Genomic DNA, 15,442 nt, shown 5'->3' with positions numbered 1-15,442 from the left:
GGCTCCCGCTAAGCCGTGCCGTGGCGGAAGCGCCGCAGCAGCATGAGGAAGAATGGCCCGCCCAGCAGGGCGGTGAAGATGCCGACGGGGACTTCCGCGGGAATGGCCACCGTGCGCGCCAGGGTATCGGCCAACAGCAGCAGCAAGCCCCCCATCAGCATCCCCAGAGGCAGTACCTTGCGCTGGTCGGCGCCCAGCCAGGTACGTACCAGGTGCGGCGCGATCAGGCCGATGAAACCGATGCCGCCGCACCAGGCGACGGCAAAGCCCGTCAGCGCGGCCACCAGCACGATGACCTGCGTGCGCAGGCGGCCCACGTCGACGCCCACGTGCAAGGCTTGCGCCTCGCCCAGCGCCAGCACATTCAATGAGCGCATGAGGAAACGCGTGGCCCACAGGGCGCCCGCCAGCACCAGCAGCAGGGCCGCCACCTGGCGCCAGCTGCCGGCCGACAGCGAGCCGAGGGTCCAGAACGTCAGGGTACGCAACTGGTCGTCGCTGGCCAGGTAGATGCACAGGCCCATGACGGCCACCGTGATGGCGTTCAGCGCCATGCCCGTCAGCAGCAGGCCGACGATGGAACCGGGCGTGGCCCAGCGCGCTACCCTGTCGAGCAGCACGCAGATGAGCATGGCGCCGGCAAAGGCGGCGGCAGGCAGCAGCCACACGCGCAGCTCGGGCGCCACGCGCAGGCTGGCCGCGAAGACGATGGTGGCCGCGCCCGCGCAGGCGGCGCCGCTGCTGATGCCCAGCAGGCCGGGGTCGGCCAGGGGATTGCGGAACAGGCCCTGCGTCAGGCCGCCGGCCAGCGCCAGCGCGGCGCCGATCAGCACGGCGAACAGGGCGCGCGGCAGGCGGATATGCCACAGCACGTAGGCGCCGCCGGACAGCGCCTCGTCGCCCGCCCGCAACGGCGCCAGCCAGTCGGCCAGGGTCACCGGCACGGCGCCCGCCTGCACGGCGAGGAGCAGGCCGCAAGCCAGCGCCATGGCCAGCAGGCCGGCGGTGCCCCAGCGCTGAACGTGCCAGGAGCGGGCGCGCGCAGGGAGCAGCGCCGCCACGTTCATGCGGCCATGGCTTTCGCAAAGGCGGCGTCGAGTTCCGCCAGCGCCTGCGGCATGCGCGGGCCAAAGCCCAGCAGCAGCATGGCTTCCTGCGACACGATGCGGTGCTGCCGGCCGGCCGGCGTCTGCGCCAGGCCAGGCAGTTTCAGGATGCCGTCCACGCCGCCCGACGCCTTCAAGCCCTGGTCCGTGACGAGGACGACGTCGGGCCGCGCGGCGATCACCGCTTCCGGCGTGAGCGGCTTGTAGCCGGCAAAGCCGCCCTGCCCGCCCATCACGTTGACGGCGCCCGCGTAGGCCAGCATGGCGTCGGCGCCCGTCTCGCGCCCGCCCACCATCACCTGGTTCGGCGCATGGGCGAGGATGAACAGCACGCGCACGGGCGCATGCTGGCGCTGCCGGACTTTCGCCAGGGCGCCGCTCCACTGCTGCTGCAGGCTTTGCGCCAGGCGCGCGGCCGGGTCGGGCCGGCCCGTGATCTGGCCCACCTGCTTCACCCGTTCGAGCAAGCCTTCGAATCTGTTATTCGCATTGAGCACCGCCACCGGCACGCCCGCGTCGCGCACCTGGCGCAGCACCGTCTGCGGCCCCGCTTCCTCGGTGGCGATCAGCTGCGTGGGCGCCAGCGACAGCACGCCCTCGGCCGACAGGGTGCGCGCATAGCCCACCTGCGGCAGCTGCTGCGCCACGGCCGGATACAGCGACGTTGTATCGACGCCCACCAGCTCGCCCTGCGCCTCGAGCGCATAGACGATTTCCGTCAGCGCCCCGCCGACGCTGACGATGCGCCGCGCTTTCACCAGCGGCTTGCCCGCGTCGGACACGGCGGCCAGCACCTGCATCGGCGCGGCCAGGGCCAGGGCGCCCGCCCCCATTTTCTTCAGCGCGATGCGGCGCGCCACGCTGGCGGCGATCATGCGGCGCATAATTCGCCCTCCTGCGCCGCTTTTTCGACGATATGGCGCCATTCGCACAGTTCATGCACACCCGGCTTGCGTTCGCCGAAGAACATGACGATGGTGTCGCCCTTCGCGTCGAACAGTTCGACGGACGTCACCAGGCCATCGACGGTGGGCTTTTTCACCACCCAGGCGCTGGCGACATGGTCTTCGCGCAAATGCAGGTTGAAGCGCGCATCGAGGATATTGATCCACGGTCCCATCACGGCGATCTTGTGCACGGGGCCGGAATGGATCTGGATCATGCCCGGGTTGCCGACGAAAGCCATGATGGCGACTTTTTCGCGGGCCGCGTCGTTGAGCAGGTCGAGCACGCAGGATTTGTCCAGCGGCTGCACGAAACGGGACTCGGCCAGGCGCAGGCCCTGCAGGCGCGAGACCGAGTATTTTTTCAGCAGGGTGAAAAATTCATGCGTGTCGCGCAGGTCGGCCCAGGCTGCGCGTAAGCCGGCCACGTCGATCTGCGCGTCGGGCAGTTCCGCCGGCGGCGGCGCCAGGGCCGTCACGGCGATGCCGGCCGCCTGATCGGCGTCGGCAAAGCGCGTGACCAGCGCATCGTAGGCGGCCAGGTCGCTGTGCGGCTTCATGAAAATCTTGTGCACGGCGTTGCCGGCCGCATCGAAGAACTGCAGGCTGCGCTGCACCTCGTGTTCGCCCATCTCGCGTACGGCGAAGCCATGCGCCCACTGGCGGTAGAACACGCGCAGGTCGATGTCGCCACCGAGCACGAGGCCGACATGGTTGTTGTGGCTGGCCTTGCGGTAGACGCCCGTCTTTTCATGCACGCACGAGGCGTTGCGCGTCAGCGCCATGACTTCGCCCAGCGGTTCCAGCGCGGCGACGATGGCGGGCCAGTCGGCCCGCAGGCGCTCGGCGCCCAGCAAGGCGCCATCGGCCAGCGACAGGCCCGCGTGCGCGGCGATCAGCTCGCCCTCGGAAATGGCCAGTTCCTCGGCGATGTCGCGGTGGCGGGCTTTCTTTTCGCGGCGCAGACGGGCGAACTCGCCAGCGATCAGCTCGGTATTGCAAACAGGGGGCATGCTCGACACGGTGTCTCCTTTCAAGGCGTACACTGGCTGGCATGCAGACGGCTGGCTGGTGGTGGGGAATCTTGATATCGATTATAAATGAGAATCATTCGCAATCAAGACTTATTTGTATCCGCGTGCCGTGCCAGGGGCGACATGAAAAAAAAAGCGCCGCGACAGGAAACCCGTCGCGGCGCAAAGGAGACCGATCGACGCAGCCGATCAGTTCAGGAAAAACAGGGATCAGGCGCTCGCTTGCGCGCCTGGCATGGCGGCAGGCGTCGCCGCCTGCTTCGGCGTGGAGCGCTGGGCCAGCAAGATCACGGCCATCAGCACCATGGCGCCACCGAGCAATTGCGTGCCGCTGACGGATTCCTTCAGCAGGGTCACGCCGAAGGCCATCGTGATGACGGGCTCGAACGTGGAAATGATGGACGCCTTGGCCGCGCCGATCTGCGCCACGCCGGCAAAGAAGGCGGCAATGGCAATCGCCGTGGAAAACAGGGCGATGGCGCTGACGGCCAGCCAGCCCGTCGCCGTCCCCGGCAAGGACACGCCTTGCCACGTGGCAATCGCCGTATTCGCCAGGCCGGCCGTGCCCAGGATCACCACGCAAGCGGCCAATGGGTGAATATTCTCGGGGCTTTTCGCCAGGCTGTTGCCAAACAGGATATACACGGCGTACACGCCGGCGGCCATCAAGGCCAGGGCGATGCCGATCGGCTGGCCCTGCAGCTTGCCGCCCAGGGTGGTGGCCATGCCGGCGATGGCCAGCGCCAGCAGCACCAGCATGCGCCGGTCCAGCTTTTCCCAGCCCAGCGCCAGCGCCAATATCGTCACCAGCACGGGATACACGTACAGCAGCATGCCGCACAGGCCGCTGCTGGCATACATGAGCGCATTGAAATAGCCTTGCGACTGGGCCGTGTACATCAGGCCCATCAGCATGTAGCCGGCCAGCAGACGGCCGCGCGGCAGGCGCCAGCCGCCCAGCCACACGAGGGGCAGCAGCAGCATGGCGGCGATAACGAAACGCAAGGCCAGCATGGTCGACGGGTTGACCCCGGACGCATAGGCCGCCTTGGCAAACACTGCGGAACTGCCGAAACCGGCGGCCGACAGCAACACCAGCGCAACGGCGCGGCGATCAGACATGACTAAACCTCTTAGAGTACGCCTGGGCAAACCTGCTGCGCGTCGCGCTTTGCGGCCTGCGATGCTCACCATACTGAAGTACGGTTGCGCTTCTCAGCCACAAATCACTGCCGCTCGCGACGGTTTTCCCAGGCGTTGTAAATATTAATGCCAAGCAAGGCTGGAAGGTGATGCGTGCGTGAAATACATGCGTGAATCCTATTGCGGGTCATTTCACGCAGTGACGGCATCATATTCGCTTGCGCAAAATGAAACAAACCAATATTCTTCACGGATAGGCCGAATATTACTGAGGCTCAATCTCTTGAAGAGTGCCATGTCACGTCCCTTGCCACCACTTGCCGCCCTGCACGCCTTCGAGGCGGCCGCCCGCCATGAAGGCTTCCAGCGCGCGGGCGAGGAATTGCACGTCTCGGCCGGCGCCATCGGCCACCATGTGAAACAGCTGGAAGCGTGGCTGGGCATCGTGCTGTTCCAGCGCCTGCCGCGCGGCGTCGTGCTGACCAATGCGGGCCAGCGCTATGCGGCGTCGCTGGGCCCCATCCTCAATCAGCTGGCCGACGTCTCCGAGCAGGCGCGGCGCCAGGGCGACGACAAGGTGGTGACGGTGACGGCCACCAGCTCGCTCGTCTCGCGCTGGCTGATGCCGCGCCTGGGGCGCCTGCGCGACCGCTATCCGCAGATCGAGCTGCGCGTGCTGGCGTCCATGCATCCGGTCGACCTGGCGCGCGACGGCGTGGACGTGGCCATCCGCCTGGGACCGGGCCGCTATCCGGGACTGAAAGTGGATCTGTTGATGGAAGAATGGTTTTCCGCCGTCTGCAGCCCCGATTTCCGCGCCAACGCGGCCAGCCTGCGCCAGCCCGCCGACCTGCTGCGCTACCCGCTGCTGCACGACGAGCCGGAAGTGCACCTGCCCGGCGAAATCGACTGGACGCGCTGGCTGCACAGCTGCGGCGTGCATTACAGCGGCAATAGCGGCAACAGCGGCGCGCGCTTCTCGCATACCTATCTGTGCCTGGACGCGGCCGCCAGCGGCCAGGGCGTGGCCATTGCCGCCAGCCCCCTGATCGGCGACGATCTGCGCTCGGGCCGCCTGGTGCGCGTCTTCGAACACGCCGTGCGCGGCCCCCACTGCTACTATCTGTTGCGCTCGCCCCAGGCGGAAACGCGGCCCCTCGTGCATGCCTTCTGTGAATGGCTGATCGCCGAGGCGCGCGCCGACCAGGAAACCGTCTGGCCCACCGTGGAGGGCGCATGACAAGCAAGGAATTAGCGCGCAGCGCGCATTACGTTGTCACGCACGACTACGAACACGCCAGCGTTCTGGCCGCCGATGGCCGGCACGCGAGCCTGGGCGAATTCTATGGCGACCCGGCCGTGGCCTTGATCGATATCAATGCGCAATGGTGCGCCGTGGCGGGCGAGGGATTGGTGCTGTGCCGGCTGGGGCAGCCGTTCGGGCAATGCATGGCGTATTTCCGCTCGCCTGGCGAGACCGTGTGGATCACGGACTTGCGGCAAACGGGACCGTTTGCGCTGGCGTGGCAGGATGAGGAGGGGGATTGGCACACCCTCGATTTTGACCTTGATACGATGTAACAGAACCTTCGCGACGCCTCACAAAACCGTAGCGAGCGGAAGGGAGAGGTGGCTGAGAAGCGCAACTGTACTCAAGTACGGTGAGCATCGCAGGCCGCCTATACCGACGCGCAGCAGGTTTTGTGAGGCGTTTTCAACTTACAGCTTGATGAAGTGCTCGCGGTAATACTTCAGCTCTTCGATCGACTCGAGGATGTCGGCCAGGGCCGTGTGCTTCTGGTGCTTCTTGAAACCGGTGGCGATTTCCGGCTTCCAGCGCTTGCACAGCTCTTTCAGTGTCGATACGTCAACATTGCGATAGTGGAAGAATGCTTCCAGCTTCGGCATGCCGCGCACCATGAAGCGGCGGTCCTGGCCGATGGTGTTGCCGCACATGGGCGACTTGCCTGCCGGAACGTATTTCTTCAGGAACGCGATCAGCTCCGCTTCCGCCTGCGCTTCCGTCACGGTCGACGCTTTCACCTTGTCGATCAGGCCGGAGCGGCCGTGCGTGCCCTTGTTCCAGGCATCCATCTTGTTCAGGGTTTCATCCGACTGGTGGATCACGAACACGGGGCCTTCGGCCAGCAGGTTCAAATGCATGTCCGTCACCACCACCGCCACCTCGATGATGCGGTCGGTATCGGGTTCCAGGCCCGTCATTTCCATGTCGACCCAGACCAGGTTCATCTCATTGGGACGTGCCGGAACTGCGGGGACGGGGGCGGATGCGGTTAAGTCGGTCGCTTGTGACATAATTCTCTCTTGGCCTAATCAAACTAAATAATCAGCCATTTTCTCACAGGCACAGAATGTATTCACTCGCGTTTTCGATTTTGTTTGTATCCGTCCTCGTTTTGACCCTGGCCGTGCGCTTCTGGCTGGCGTCGCGGCAGATCCGCCACGTGCTCGCGCACCGGGCCGCCGTGCCCGCCGAATTCGCGGAAAAGATCCCCCTCGCCGCGCACCAGAAGGCGGCCGATTACACGGTGGCGAAGACCAAGTTCGGCTTACTGACCCTGCTGGTCAACTATGCCGTGCTGATCGGCTTTACCCTGCTGGGCGGCCTGCAATGGCTGGCCCTGCACCTGCACGAGCTGACGGGGGCGGGATCGCCCATGCTGTACCAGATCGGCCTGATCGCCGCCTTTGCCGCCATTTCCGGCCTGATCGACCTGCCCTTCGATTACTACCGCCAGTTTGTGCTGGAACAACGTTTCGGCTTCAACACCATGCCGCGCAAGCTGTTCTTCACGGACATGCTCAAGGGCGTGCTGCTGGGCGCGGCCATCGGCCTGCCCCTCATCTGGGTGGTGCTGACCCTGATGGCCAAGTCGGGCGGCCTGTGGTGGCTGTACGCGTGGTTCGTCTGGAGCGGCTTCCAGCTGCTGATGATGGTGCTGTTTCCTACCGTCATCGCTCCCCTGTTCAACAAATTCACGCCGCTGGCCGACGAATCCTTGAAAAGCCGCATCGAAGGCTTGATGCAGCGCGTCGGTTTCGCCTCGAAAGGCCTGTTCGTCATGGATGGCTCGAAGCGCAGCGCCCACGGCAATGCGTATTTCTCGGGCTTCGGCGCCAACAAGCGCATCGTCTTCTTCGACACCCTGCTGTCGCGCCTGGCGCCGCAGGAAATCGAAGCCGTGCTGGCGCATGAGCTGGGCCACTTCAAGCTCAAGCACATCGTCAAGCGCATCGCCATGATGTTCGCCGTCTCGCTGGGCTTCCTGGCGCTGCTGGGCTTCCTGAAGACGCAGCCGTGGTTCTATGCGGGCCTGGGCGTGGACCCCGTCGCCCTGGCCCTGACGGGCCAGCCGACGGATGCGCTGGCCCTGCTGCTGTTCATGCTGGTGCTGCCCGTCTTCACCTTCCTGCTGGGACCGTTGACGTCGCTCAGCTCGCGCAAGCACGAATTCGAGGCCGATGCCTTCGCCGCCACGCACACGCAGGCGGACGACCTGGTCTCGGCCCTCGTGAAAATGTACGAGGACAATGCCTCGACCCTGACGCCCGACCCGCTGCACTCGGCCTTCTACGACAGCCATCCGCCGGCCAGCGTGCGCATCCGCCACCTGAAAGGAGCTGCCGCATGACGACGCCATCGACCGCGCAAGACCTGGCCCAACTGTCCTGCGCGCCGCGCCAGCAGGCGCTGGGCGACACGGACATCGCCACCCTGCACGCCCTGCTGCCGCAATGGAGCGTGCAAAACGGCAAGCTGTGCCGCGATTTCGGCTTCAAGAATTACTACCAGACCCTGGCGTTCGTGAACGCCCTGGCCTATATGACCCACACGCAAGACCATCATCCGGAGCTCATCATTACTTACAAAACCTGCGCCGTGCGCTACGACACGCACTCGGTCAACCAGGGCGCCGGCGGCCTGTCCGAAAACGACTTCATCTGCGCCGCCAAGGCAGACCTCATCTTCCAGAGCAGCCAGGTGGCCCCATGAGCGAAGGCAAGTTGACAGGCGTCATCATCGCCGCCCACGGCCGCCACTACCTGGCCGATGTGGACGGTGCCAAGCTGCAATGCGTGACGCGCGGCAAGAAAACCAATGTGGCCGTGGGCGACATCGTGCACCTGACGCGCACCTCCAACGACCAGGCCGTCATCGACCGCATCGAGGAGCGCAAGACCCTGCTGTACCGCTCCGACCAGTACAAATCGAAATTGCTGGCAGCCAACCTGACGCAGCTGTTCATCGTCGTCGCGACGGAACCGGGCTTTGCCGACGACCTGATCTCGCGCTCGCTGGTGGCGGCCGACGCGGCCGGCATCGAGGCGCGCATCATCCTCAACAAGACGGACGTGACGGCCGCGCTGGAAAAGACCCGCGAACGCCTGCTGCCGTATTCCTCGCTGGGCTACCCCGTGCATGAAGTGTCGGCGCGCGCCGAACCGGAACATGCCGTGGCCACCCTGGCGCCCTTGCTGGCGGGTCAGTCATCGATTTTGATCGGCCAGTCGGGCATGGGCAAATCGTCCCTGATCAACCTGCTGGTGCCGGACGCCGACATCGCCGTGCGCGAAATCTCGGCCGCGCTGGACACGGGCAAGCACACGACGACGTTTACGCGCCTGTACAAGCTCGACGAACTGGGCGCGAACAGCTCCATCATCGATTCGCCCGGCTTCCAGGAATTCGGCCTGTACCACCTGTCCGAAGGCATGCTGGAGCGGGCCTTCCGCGAATTCCAGCCCTACCTCGGCGGTTGCAAGTTTTATAACTGCCGCCACCTGATCGAGCCGCAGTGCGCCATCCTGCAAGCCTTGTCCGAAGGCAAGATCGCCAAGATGCGCCATACCCTGTATGGCCAGCTGCTGCACGAATCGGCACAGACGCTGTACTGATCCCGGTGCCGGGGCAGCCCCGGCATCGAATATCACGCCTCCAACAGACGGCCTGGCAAAATTTAATTTTGCAGCCGAGCCTGCTTTCCACGTTTAATCCCAAAAACCGTTCACCACCGCTTTTCTGCATTCCAGCGCATGAAACGGGCGCTTCATCGCCCGGCGCTGGCGACGGCGACGGGCGTTTGCTACCTTGACATCTGTCCCTGCAGGAAACCTCGCAGTGACGCCCCGGTCTAATCCCTTATCCTCAACCCTGATTGAAGGTGAATGTCATGCAAAGCTCACGTCTCTTCCCGATTGCCGCCGCCGTCCTGCTGTCGCTGGCCAGCACTGCCGCCCTGGCGCAAAGCGCCCCTACCCCGACCGACAGCGTACGCGTCAGCGTCAGCTCGCCCTACCGCGTCACTGCCGAGGAAGCCGAGCAGATCGAACAGGTGTATCAGCTGTCGAACGAACAAATGCTCGTCGTACGCGAAGATAATCTGCACTTCTTTGGCCGCCTGAGCGACAAGCTGGAACGCCACGACAAGGCGGAAGTGGAACTGTTCCCGCAGGGACCAGGGGTATTCGTCACGCGGCGCGGCGCCTCTTTCGCTTTCAGCAACGCCGGCGAACATGTGGTCATCGACGACGCCCAGGTGCTGCCAGGCCTGCGCATGCCCGCCGACAGCCGCAGCGCCATGCGCCTCGACGGCACGCAATCCGTCCGCCTCGTGTCGCGCTAAGCGGGCCAGCATGCGCAGGGAGCCACCGCTCGCCCTGCGCTGCGCCGGCATGTGAAATCTGTCCGGCACACTGAACAATTACCCCCGTTTGCAGCTTACAATGCGATGGAGTACAGCCTGATCCCTTGCAGGCTGGCGCCGCGGGGAGATTTGTCGAATGGAAATGTTCGCGCTCGAACACGAAATAGCGCAGTGGGAAAATGAATTGCTGCCCTTGCGCGGCACCGAGCGCGTGCCCCTGCTGCTGTTGCTGTCCTGGCACTTGCGGCAACGCGATTGCTTGCGGGCAAGTGAACTGGGCACAGAAGCGGGCCGGCTGCTGCCGCTGGCCGGACTGGCACCGGGCGCCCTGGCGCAGGCACAGGCACGCCTGCAACTGGTGCAGGCGGAAGTGGCCTGGCTGCAAGGCGCGCTGGACGCGGCCGAAAGCCTGGCCCTGGCGGCATACGCCACCCTGTGCGCGCACGGCGACGGCGACGGCGCCGGCTGCGCCGACGTGCACTGGCTGCTGTCCTCGATCGCCGTCGACCGCGGCGACCATGCCCGCTGCGACGCCGAACTGCAGGCGGCAAGCGAACAGGCGCGCGGCGCCGGCGACACGGCGCGCGCCAGCCTGGCCGACGCGGCCACGGCACGCTGGGCCGTCCTGCGCGACGCGCCGGCCGCCCAGGCCCGATGGGGCGCCCGCTTCCTGCCCGACAACGGCAAGCTGCCCGCGCCGCTGGCCACCTGGGTGCATGACTTCCGCGGCTTGCTGGCGCACACCTCGCGCGACCTGGGCACGGCCGCCGGCCACTACATGCAAAGCTATGAAGCGGCCCTGGAAAGCGGCCAGATGCGGGGTGCCATCACGGCCGCCATCAATATCGGCGACTGCTTCGCCAGCCTCAACGACCACGAATCGGCGCTGGAATGGATGCAGTGCGCGCTGGACCTGGCGCGCCCGACGGGCTGGCCCCGCAGCATCGGCGCCTGCCAGACGCATACGGCGGAGACCATGCGCAAGCTGGGCCGCCTGGGCGCCGCCGAAGACTTGCTGCGCGAAGCGCTGCACATCCTGGCCCCCGTCTCCGGCGCGCGCACGTATGCGAACGCGCTGTTCCACCTGGGCGAGCTGAGCCTGGACAAGGGCGACTACGACACGGCGCTCGACGCCTTCAGCCGCCTGGCACAGCGGGCCGAAGCCCTGGGCCAGGCCGACTTCCGCAGCATGGCCCAGCGCGGCAGCGCCCACGCGCTGTCCTACCTGGACCGCCCGGAGGAAGCCTACGAGGCGGCGGAACGGGCGCGCCAGCTGGCCACGGCGCAGGGCGACGCCATGCACCAGGTGGCGGCCTTGCGCGTGCTGGCGATGTTGCATGCGCGCCACGAGCTGCCGCCGCCGCCGGGCATGCTGGAGCGCAATCCCGCCCTGCATTTCCTGCACCAGGCCCTGCAGGTAGCCGCCTCCATCGACGGCTATGTGCCGCCGGGCGAGCTGCTCGACGCCCTGGCGCGCGAGTATGCGCACGCGGGCGACTACGCGCGCGCCTACGATATCGCCCTCGACGCGGGCGTGGCGCGGGAAAAGAGCCACACGCAGCAAGCCACCAACCGCGCCATCGCCATGCAGGTGCACCACCAGACGGAACATGCGCGCTCGGAAGGCTATCATCACCGCGAACTGGCCGCCTCCGAGGCGCGCCGCGCCGAAGTGCTGCAGCAGACCAGCGACACCCTGGAGCGCCTGTCGGCCATCGGCCAGGAAATCACCACCCACCTGGACGCCAGCGCCGTGTTCCAGGTGCTCGACCGCCACGTGCACGCCTTGCTTCCCGTCAACACGTTCGCCGTCTACATGCTCGATGCGCCCGGCACGGCGCTGCGGCGCGCGCACGGCATGGAAGCGGGCCGGCCCCTGCCCGACAACGCCATTCCACTGAGCAATCCGCGTGCCTATTCCGTGCGCTGCCTGCTGGGCCGCCGCGAAGTGTACATCGCCCAGGTGCCACTGAAGCGCCATGCCTACACCGTGCCCGGCACCCTGCATAACCAGAGCGTGCTGTACGTGCCGCTGATGGTGGGCGAACGCGTGCTGGGCGTGATGACGGTGCAGGCCTGCCATGCCAACGCGTATGGCGAACGCGAGCGGCTGATCTTCCGCACCCTGTGCGCGTATGGCGCCATCGCGCTCGACAACGCCAGCGCCTACCGCCAGCTGCAAGATGCCCAGGCGCAACTGGTATCGCAGGAAAAGCTGGCCGCCCTCGGTTCCCTGATGGCCGGCGTGGCACATGAACTGAATACGCCGATCGGCAACAGTTTATTGATCGCCAGCACCATGCAGCAGAAGACGGAAGACGTGGAACGCCTGATGAACGGCCCCGGCCTGCGCCGCTCCGACCTGGCCAGCTATATCGAGGATGCGGGCAAGGCGTCGGCGCTGGTGATGCGCGGCCTGCACAGCGCCGCCGAACTCGTCAACAGCTTCAAGCAGGTGGCCGTCGACCGCACCACCGAGCAGCGGCGCCAGTTTGATCTGCAGCAAGTGAGCAATGAAATCATCGCCACCGTCATGAACCGCATCCGCAGCTCGGGCCACCGCATCGAGATGGACATCGCTTTCGGCATCGCCATGGACAGCTATCCTGGCCCCTTCGGCCAGGTGATCACCAACCTGATCAACAATGCCCTGCTGCATGCCTTCGACCAGCGGCACAACGACGGCAGCGCCGGCACGGGCTGCATGCGCCTGTCCGCCACGGTGGAAGCGGCCCGCGTGCAGATCGTGTTTGAAGACAATGGCGGCGGCATCGCGGAACAATATCTGTCGCGCATCTTCGACCCCTTCTTTACCACCAAGCTGGGCCAGGGCGGCAGCGGCCTGGGGCTGTCGATCAGCTACAACATCGTCACGGCCCTGCTGGGCGGCACCATCCAGGTGAGCAGCAGCCCCGCCGGCACGCGCTTCACGCTGGACCTGCCGCTCGTGGCGCCCCAGCTGGACGGGGCCGCGCCGGCCAGCATCTATTAGAGCGGCGCAAGGGTCCGCGTGCTTGCCTATACAAGTACGCGGCCGGACGGTCTTTCCAATCTAAAAGCAAAACCCTTATAATTGAACGGCTGACGTCCTTGCCATTGCATTATTCTCAACTTGGCAAACCGCATCGGCCCGCGCGACAAACCGGCACGGGCACCGATCAACACAGCAGCGCGCCGGGCGAGGCAGTCATCAGCACGAGATGTTGTACGCTGATGCAACCCGGCGGGAAAGGCACGCCGCCGGCGGCCTGCGCATCTTCAAGTGGTCATTATGTCGACAAAAAAACCGATCAAGCACTACCTCCAGTTCTCCGATTTCACGTTGGAAGAGTACGAATATGTGATCGAACGCGCCCATCTGATCAAGCGCAAGTTCAAGAACTACGAAATCTACCATCCACTGATCGACCGCACCCTGGTGATGGTCTTTGAAAAGAACTCGACCCGCACGCGATTGTCGTTCGAAGCCGGCATGCACCAGCTGGGCGGCGCCGCCATCTACCTGAACACGCGCGATTCCCAGCTGGGCCGCGGCGAGCCGGTGGAAGACGCGGGCCAGGTCATGTCGCGCATGTGCGACATCATCATGGTGCGCACCTTCGGCCAGGAAATCATCGAGCGCTTCGCCGCCAATTCGCGCGTGCCCGTGATCAATGGCTTGACGAATGAACACCACCCTTGCCAGGTCTTTGCCGACATCTTCACCTACATCGAACACCGCGGCTCGATCGCCGGCAAGGTCGTCGCCTGGATCGGCGACGCCAACAACATGCTGTACTCGTGGCTGCAGGCGGCCGAAGTGTTCGGCTTCCACGTCAACGTCTCGACGCCGAAGGGCTACGACATCGACCTGACGCAGGTCAAGACCGAGCGCTACACCTTCTTCGACAACCCCTCCGACGCCTGTGCCGGCGCGCACCTGGTCAACACGGACGTGTGGACCAGCATGGGCTACGAAGCGGAAAACGCGGCCCGCATCGCCGCCTTCGACGGCTGGATCGTCGACGGCGCGAAGATGGCCCGCGCCGCGCCCGACGCCCTGTTCATGCACTGCCTGCCTGCCCACCGCGGCGAGGAAGTGGCCGCCGAAGTCATCGACGGCCCGCAATCGGTGGTGTGGGACGAGGCGGAAAACCGCCTGCACGTGCAAAAAGCCCTGATCGAATACCTGTTACTCGGTAAAATCAGCTAATTCGCCAGGCACTGCAGAAAACCTGGCAGCATCGCACTACATACATAGACAACGACAACTGGAAGCAATATGAGCGACATTAAAAAAGTAGTCCTGGCCTATTCGGGCGGACTGGACACCTCCGTCATCCTGAAATGGCTGCAAGATAACTACCAGTGCGAAATCGTCACCTTCACGGCCGACCTGGGCCAGGGCGAAGAACTGGAACCGGCACGCGCCAAGGCCATCAAGTTCGGCATCAAGCCGGAAAACATCCATATCGAGGACGTGCGCGAAGAATTCGTGCGCGACTTCGTCTTCCCGATGTTCCGCGCCAATACCGTGTATGAAGGCGAATACCTGCTGGGCACCTCGATCGCCCGTCCGCTGATCGCCAAGCGCCTCATCGAAATCGCCAACGCCACGGGCGCCGACGCCATCTCGCACGGCGCGACCGGCAAGGGCAACGACCAGGTGCGCTTCGAACTGGGCGCCTACGCGCTGAAACCGGGCGTGAAGATCATCGCCCCGTGGCGCGAGTGGGACCTGCTGTCGCGCGAAAAACTGCTGAAGTACGCGGAAGACGCCGGCATCGAAATCGACATGAAGCACAAGAACGGCGGCGCGCCGTACTCGATGGATGCCAACTTGCTGCACATCAGCTTTGAAGGCCGCCACCTGGAAAACCCGAGCGCCGAAGCGGAAGAAACCATGTGGCGCTGGACCGTCAGCCCTGAAAAGGCGCCGGACGAAGCGGAATACCTGGACATCGAATACGAAAAAGGCGATATCGTCGCCATCAACGGCGTGCGCATGTCGCCCGCCACCGTGCTGGCCGAACTGAACAAGGTTGGCGGCAAGCATGGCGTGGGACGCCTGGACCTGGTGGAAAACCGCTACGTCGGCATGAAATCGCGCGGCTGCTACGAAACCCCGGGCGGCACCATCATGTTGAAAGCCCACCGCGCCATCGAATCGATCACCCTGGACCGCGAAGTGGCCCACCTGAAAGATGACCTGATGCCACGCTACGCGTCGATGATCTACAACGGCTACTGGTGGGCGCCGGAGCGCGTTGCCCTGCAAACCCTGATCGACCACACGCAGCAGACCGTGAACGGCTGGGTACGCATCAAGCTGTACAAGGGCAATGTCATCGTCGTCTCGCGCGATTCGAAGACGGATTCGCTGTTCGACATGAACATCGCCACCTTCGACGAAGACGGCGGCGCCTACAACCAGGCCGATGCCGGCGGCTTCATCAAGCTGAACGCCTTGCGCATGCGCATCGCCGCCATCGCCCGCGAAAAGCGCGGCCAGAAGTAAGCAGGACGGGGGCGGCAACGCTTCCTTTCCTCCCAGCAAAAGCCGCCTTCGG

At 65.1% G+C, this 15,442-nt stretch carries 14 protein-coding genes; 9 read left to right on the top strand and 5 right to left on the bottom strand.

Features of this window, described 5'->3' with window-relative positions:
- Nucleotides 1–8: 8 nt before the first annotated feature.
- The 4 genes from EBS11_RS02120 to EBS11_RS02105 form a co-directional block, all read right to left on the bottom strand.
- Nucleotides 9–1,067, bottom strand: a complete 1,059-nt coding sequence (locus EBS11_RS02120; protein ID WP_290600182.1) for an iron ABC transporter permease — start codon at nucleotides 1,065–1,067, stop codon at nucleotides 9–11.
- The gene (locus EBS11_RS02115; RefSeq protein WP_290600175.1) at nucleotides 1,064–1,990 is read right to left on the bottom strand and encodes a hemin ABC transporter substrate-binding protein; all 927 of its coding nucleotides are present in this window, start codon (nucleotides 1,988–1,990) and stop codon (nucleotides 1,064–1,066) included. The genes EBS11_RS02120 and EBS11_RS02115 overlap by 4 nt, the downstream gene beginning before the upstream one ends.
- On the bottom strand, nucleotides 1,978–3,063 hold the full coding sequence (locus EBS11_RS02110) for a ChuX/HutX family heme-like substrate-binding protein (protein WP_290600381.1): 1,086 nt from the start codon (nucleotides 3,061–3,063) through the stop codon (nucleotides 1,978–1,980). Before EBS11_RS02110 ends, EBS11_RS02115 begins: the two co-directional genes overlap by 13 nt.
- Before the next feature lie 231 nt (nucleotides 3,064–3,294).
- Nucleotides 3,295–4,206: a DMT family transporter gene (locus tag EBS11_RS02105; RefSeq protein WP_290600173.1), complete on the bottom strand. Its 912-nt coding sequence runs from the start codon at nucleotides 4,204–4,206 to the stop codon at nucleotides 3,295–3,297.
- Between the two features lie 316 nt (nucleotides 4,207–4,522).
- On the opposite strand from EBS11_RS02105, the gene gcvA reads away from it, so the two are divergent.
- Together gcvA and EBS11_RS02095 are read left to right on the top strand one after the other, a co-directional pair.
- Entirely contained in the window at nucleotides 4,523–5,467 is a 945-nt protein-coding gene (gcvA, locus tag EBS11_RS02100) for a transcriptional regulator GcvA (protein WP_290600172.1), read from the top strand.
- Nucleotides 5,464–5,808, top strand: coding sequence for a hypothetical protein (locus tag EBS11_RS02095; protein ID WP_290600171.1), 345 nt, complete (start codon nucleotides 5,464–5,466; stop codon nucleotides 5,806–5,808). The genes gcvA and EBS11_RS02095 overlap by 4 nt, the downstream gene beginning before the upstream one ends.
- A gap of 138 nt (nucleotides 5,809–5,946) precedes the next feature.
- On the opposite strand, the gene orn is transcribed toward EBS11_RS02095, so the two are convergent.
- On the bottom strand, nucleotides 5,947–6,543 hold the full coding sequence (gene orn / locus EBS11_RS02090) for an oligoribonuclease (protein WP_290600170.1): 597 nt from the start codon (nucleotides 6,541–6,543) through the stop codon (nucleotides 5,947–5,949).
- A 56-nt stretch (nucleotides 6,544–6,599) separates the two neighbouring features.
- Here orn and EBS11_RS02085 point away from each other — a divergent pair, with 56 nt between their 5' ends.
- The 7 genes from EBS11_RS02085 (at nucleotide 6,600) to EBS11_RS02055 (ending at nucleotide 15,390) form a co-directional block, all read left to right on the top strand.
- A complete protein-coding gene (locus EBS11_RS02085; protein WP_290600168.1) occupies nucleotides 6,600–7,880 on the top strand; it encodes a M48 family metallopeptidase in 1,281 nt (426 codons plus the stop codon).
- Nucleotides 7,877–8,242 carry a 4a-hydroxytetrahydrobiopterin dehydratase gene (locus EBS11_RS02080; RefSeq protein WP_290600167.1) on the top strand — a complete coding sequence of 122 codons (366 nt, stop codon included), beginning with the start codon at nucleotides 7,877–7,879 and terminating at the stop codon, nucleotides 8,240–8,242. Before EBS11_RS02085 ends, EBS11_RS02080 begins: the two co-directional genes overlap by 4 nt.
- Nucleotides 8,239–9,144: a ribosome small subunit-dependent GTPase A gene (gene rsgA, locus EBS11_RS02075; RefSeq protein WP_290600165.1), complete on the top strand. Its 906-nt coding sequence runs from the start codon at nucleotides 8,239–8,241 to the stop codon at nucleotides 9,142–9,144. Before EBS11_RS02080 ends, rsgA begins: the two co-directional genes overlap by 4 nt.
- A 275-nt stretch (nucleotides 9,145–9,419) precedes the next feature.
- The gene (locus tag EBS11_RS02070) at nucleotides 9,420–9,872 is read left to right on the top strand and encodes a hypothetical protein (RefSeq protein ID WP_290600163.1); all 453 of its coding nucleotides are present in this window, start codon (nucleotides 9,420–9,422) and stop codon (nucleotides 9,870–9,872) included.
- A 163-nt stretch (nucleotides 9,873–10,035) separates the two neighbouring features.
- On the top strand, nucleotides 10,036–12,885 hold the full coding sequence (locus EBS11_RS02065; RefSeq protein ID WP_290600161.1) for an ATP-binding protein: 2,850 nt from the start codon (nucleotides 10,036–10,038) through the stop codon (nucleotides 12,883–12,885).
- A 279-nt stretch (nucleotides 12,886–13,164) separates the two neighbouring features.
- Nucleotides 13,165–14,085: an ornithine carbamoyltransferase gene (gene argF / locus EBS11_RS02060; RefSeq protein ID WP_290600159.1), complete on the top strand. Its 921-nt coding sequence runs from the start codon at nucleotides 13,165–13,167 to the stop codon at nucleotides 14,083–14,085.
- 69 nt (nucleotides 14,086–14,154) lie between these two features.
- On the top strand, nucleotides 14,155–15,390 hold the full coding sequence (locus tag EBS11_RS02055; protein ID WP_086140762.1) for an argininosuccinate synthase: 1,236 nt from the start codon (nucleotides 14,155–14,157) through the stop codon (nucleotides 15,388–15,390).
- The last annotated feature ends 52 nt before the right edge of the window (nucleotides 15,391–15,442 follow it).

This window comes from Janthinobacterium sp., from assembly GCF_009923995.1.
Classification (GTDB): domain Bacteria; phylum Pseudomonadota; class Gammaproteobacteria; order Burkholderiales; family Burkholderiaceae_D; genus Janthinobacterium.
This window is presented reverse-complemented; position numbering and strand designations above follow the sequence as displayed.

Coding starts and splice junctions, on each gene's coding strand:
- EBS11_RS02120 (WP_290600182.1), bottom strand. CDS start 1,067: ATGAACGTGGCGGCGCTGCTCCCTGCGCGCGCCCGCTCCTGGCACGTT.
- EBS11_RS02115 (WP_290600175.1), bottom strand. CDS start 1,990: ATGCGCCGCATGATCGCCGCCAGCGTGGCGCGCCGCATCGCGCTGAAG.
- EBS11_RS02110 (WP_290600381.1), bottom strand. CDS start 3,063: ATGCCCCCTGTTTGCAATACCGAGCTGATCGCTGGCGAGTTCGCCCGT.
- EBS11_RS02105 (WP_290600173.1), bottom strand. CDS start 4,206: ATGTCTGATCGCCGCGCCGTTGCGCTGGTGTTGCTGTCGGCCGCCGGT.
- gcvA (WP_290600172.1), top strand. CDS start 4,523: ATGTCACGTCCCTTGCCACCACTTGCCGCCCTGCACGCCTTCGAGGCG.
- EBS11_RS02095 (WP_290600171.1), top strand. CDS start 5,464: ATGACAAGCAAGGAATTAGCGCGCAGCGCGCATTACGTTGTCACGCAC.
- orn (WP_290600170.1), bottom strand. CDS start 6,543: ATGTCACAAGCGACCGACTTAACCGCATCCGCCCCCGTCCCCGCAGTT.
- EBS11_RS02085 (WP_290600168.1), top strand. CDS start 6,600: ATGTATTCACTCGCGTTTTCGATTTTGTTTGTATCCGTCCTCGTTTTG.
- EBS11_RS02080 (WP_290600167.1), top strand. CDS start 7,877: ATGACGACGCCATCGACCGCGCAAGACCTGGCCCAACTGTCCTGCGCG.
- rsgA (WP_290600165.1), top strand. CDS start 8,239: ATGAGCGAAGGCAAGTTGACAGGCGTCATCATCGCCGCCCACGGCCGC.
- EBS11_RS02070 (WP_290600163.1), top strand. CDS start 9,420: ATGCAAAGCTCACGTCTCTTCCCGATTGCCGCCGCCGTCCTGCTGTCG.
- EBS11_RS02065 (WP_290600161.1), top strand. CDS start 10,036: ATGTTCGCGCTCGAACACGAAATAGCGCAGTGGGAAAATGAATTGCTG.
- argF (WP_290600159.1), top strand. CDS start 13,165: ATGTCGACAAAAAAACCGATCAAGCACTACCTCCAGTTCTCCGATTTC.
- EBS11_RS02055 (WP_086140762.1), top strand. CDS start 14,155: ATGAGCGACATTAAAAAAGTAGTCCTGGCCTATTCGGGCGGACTGGAC.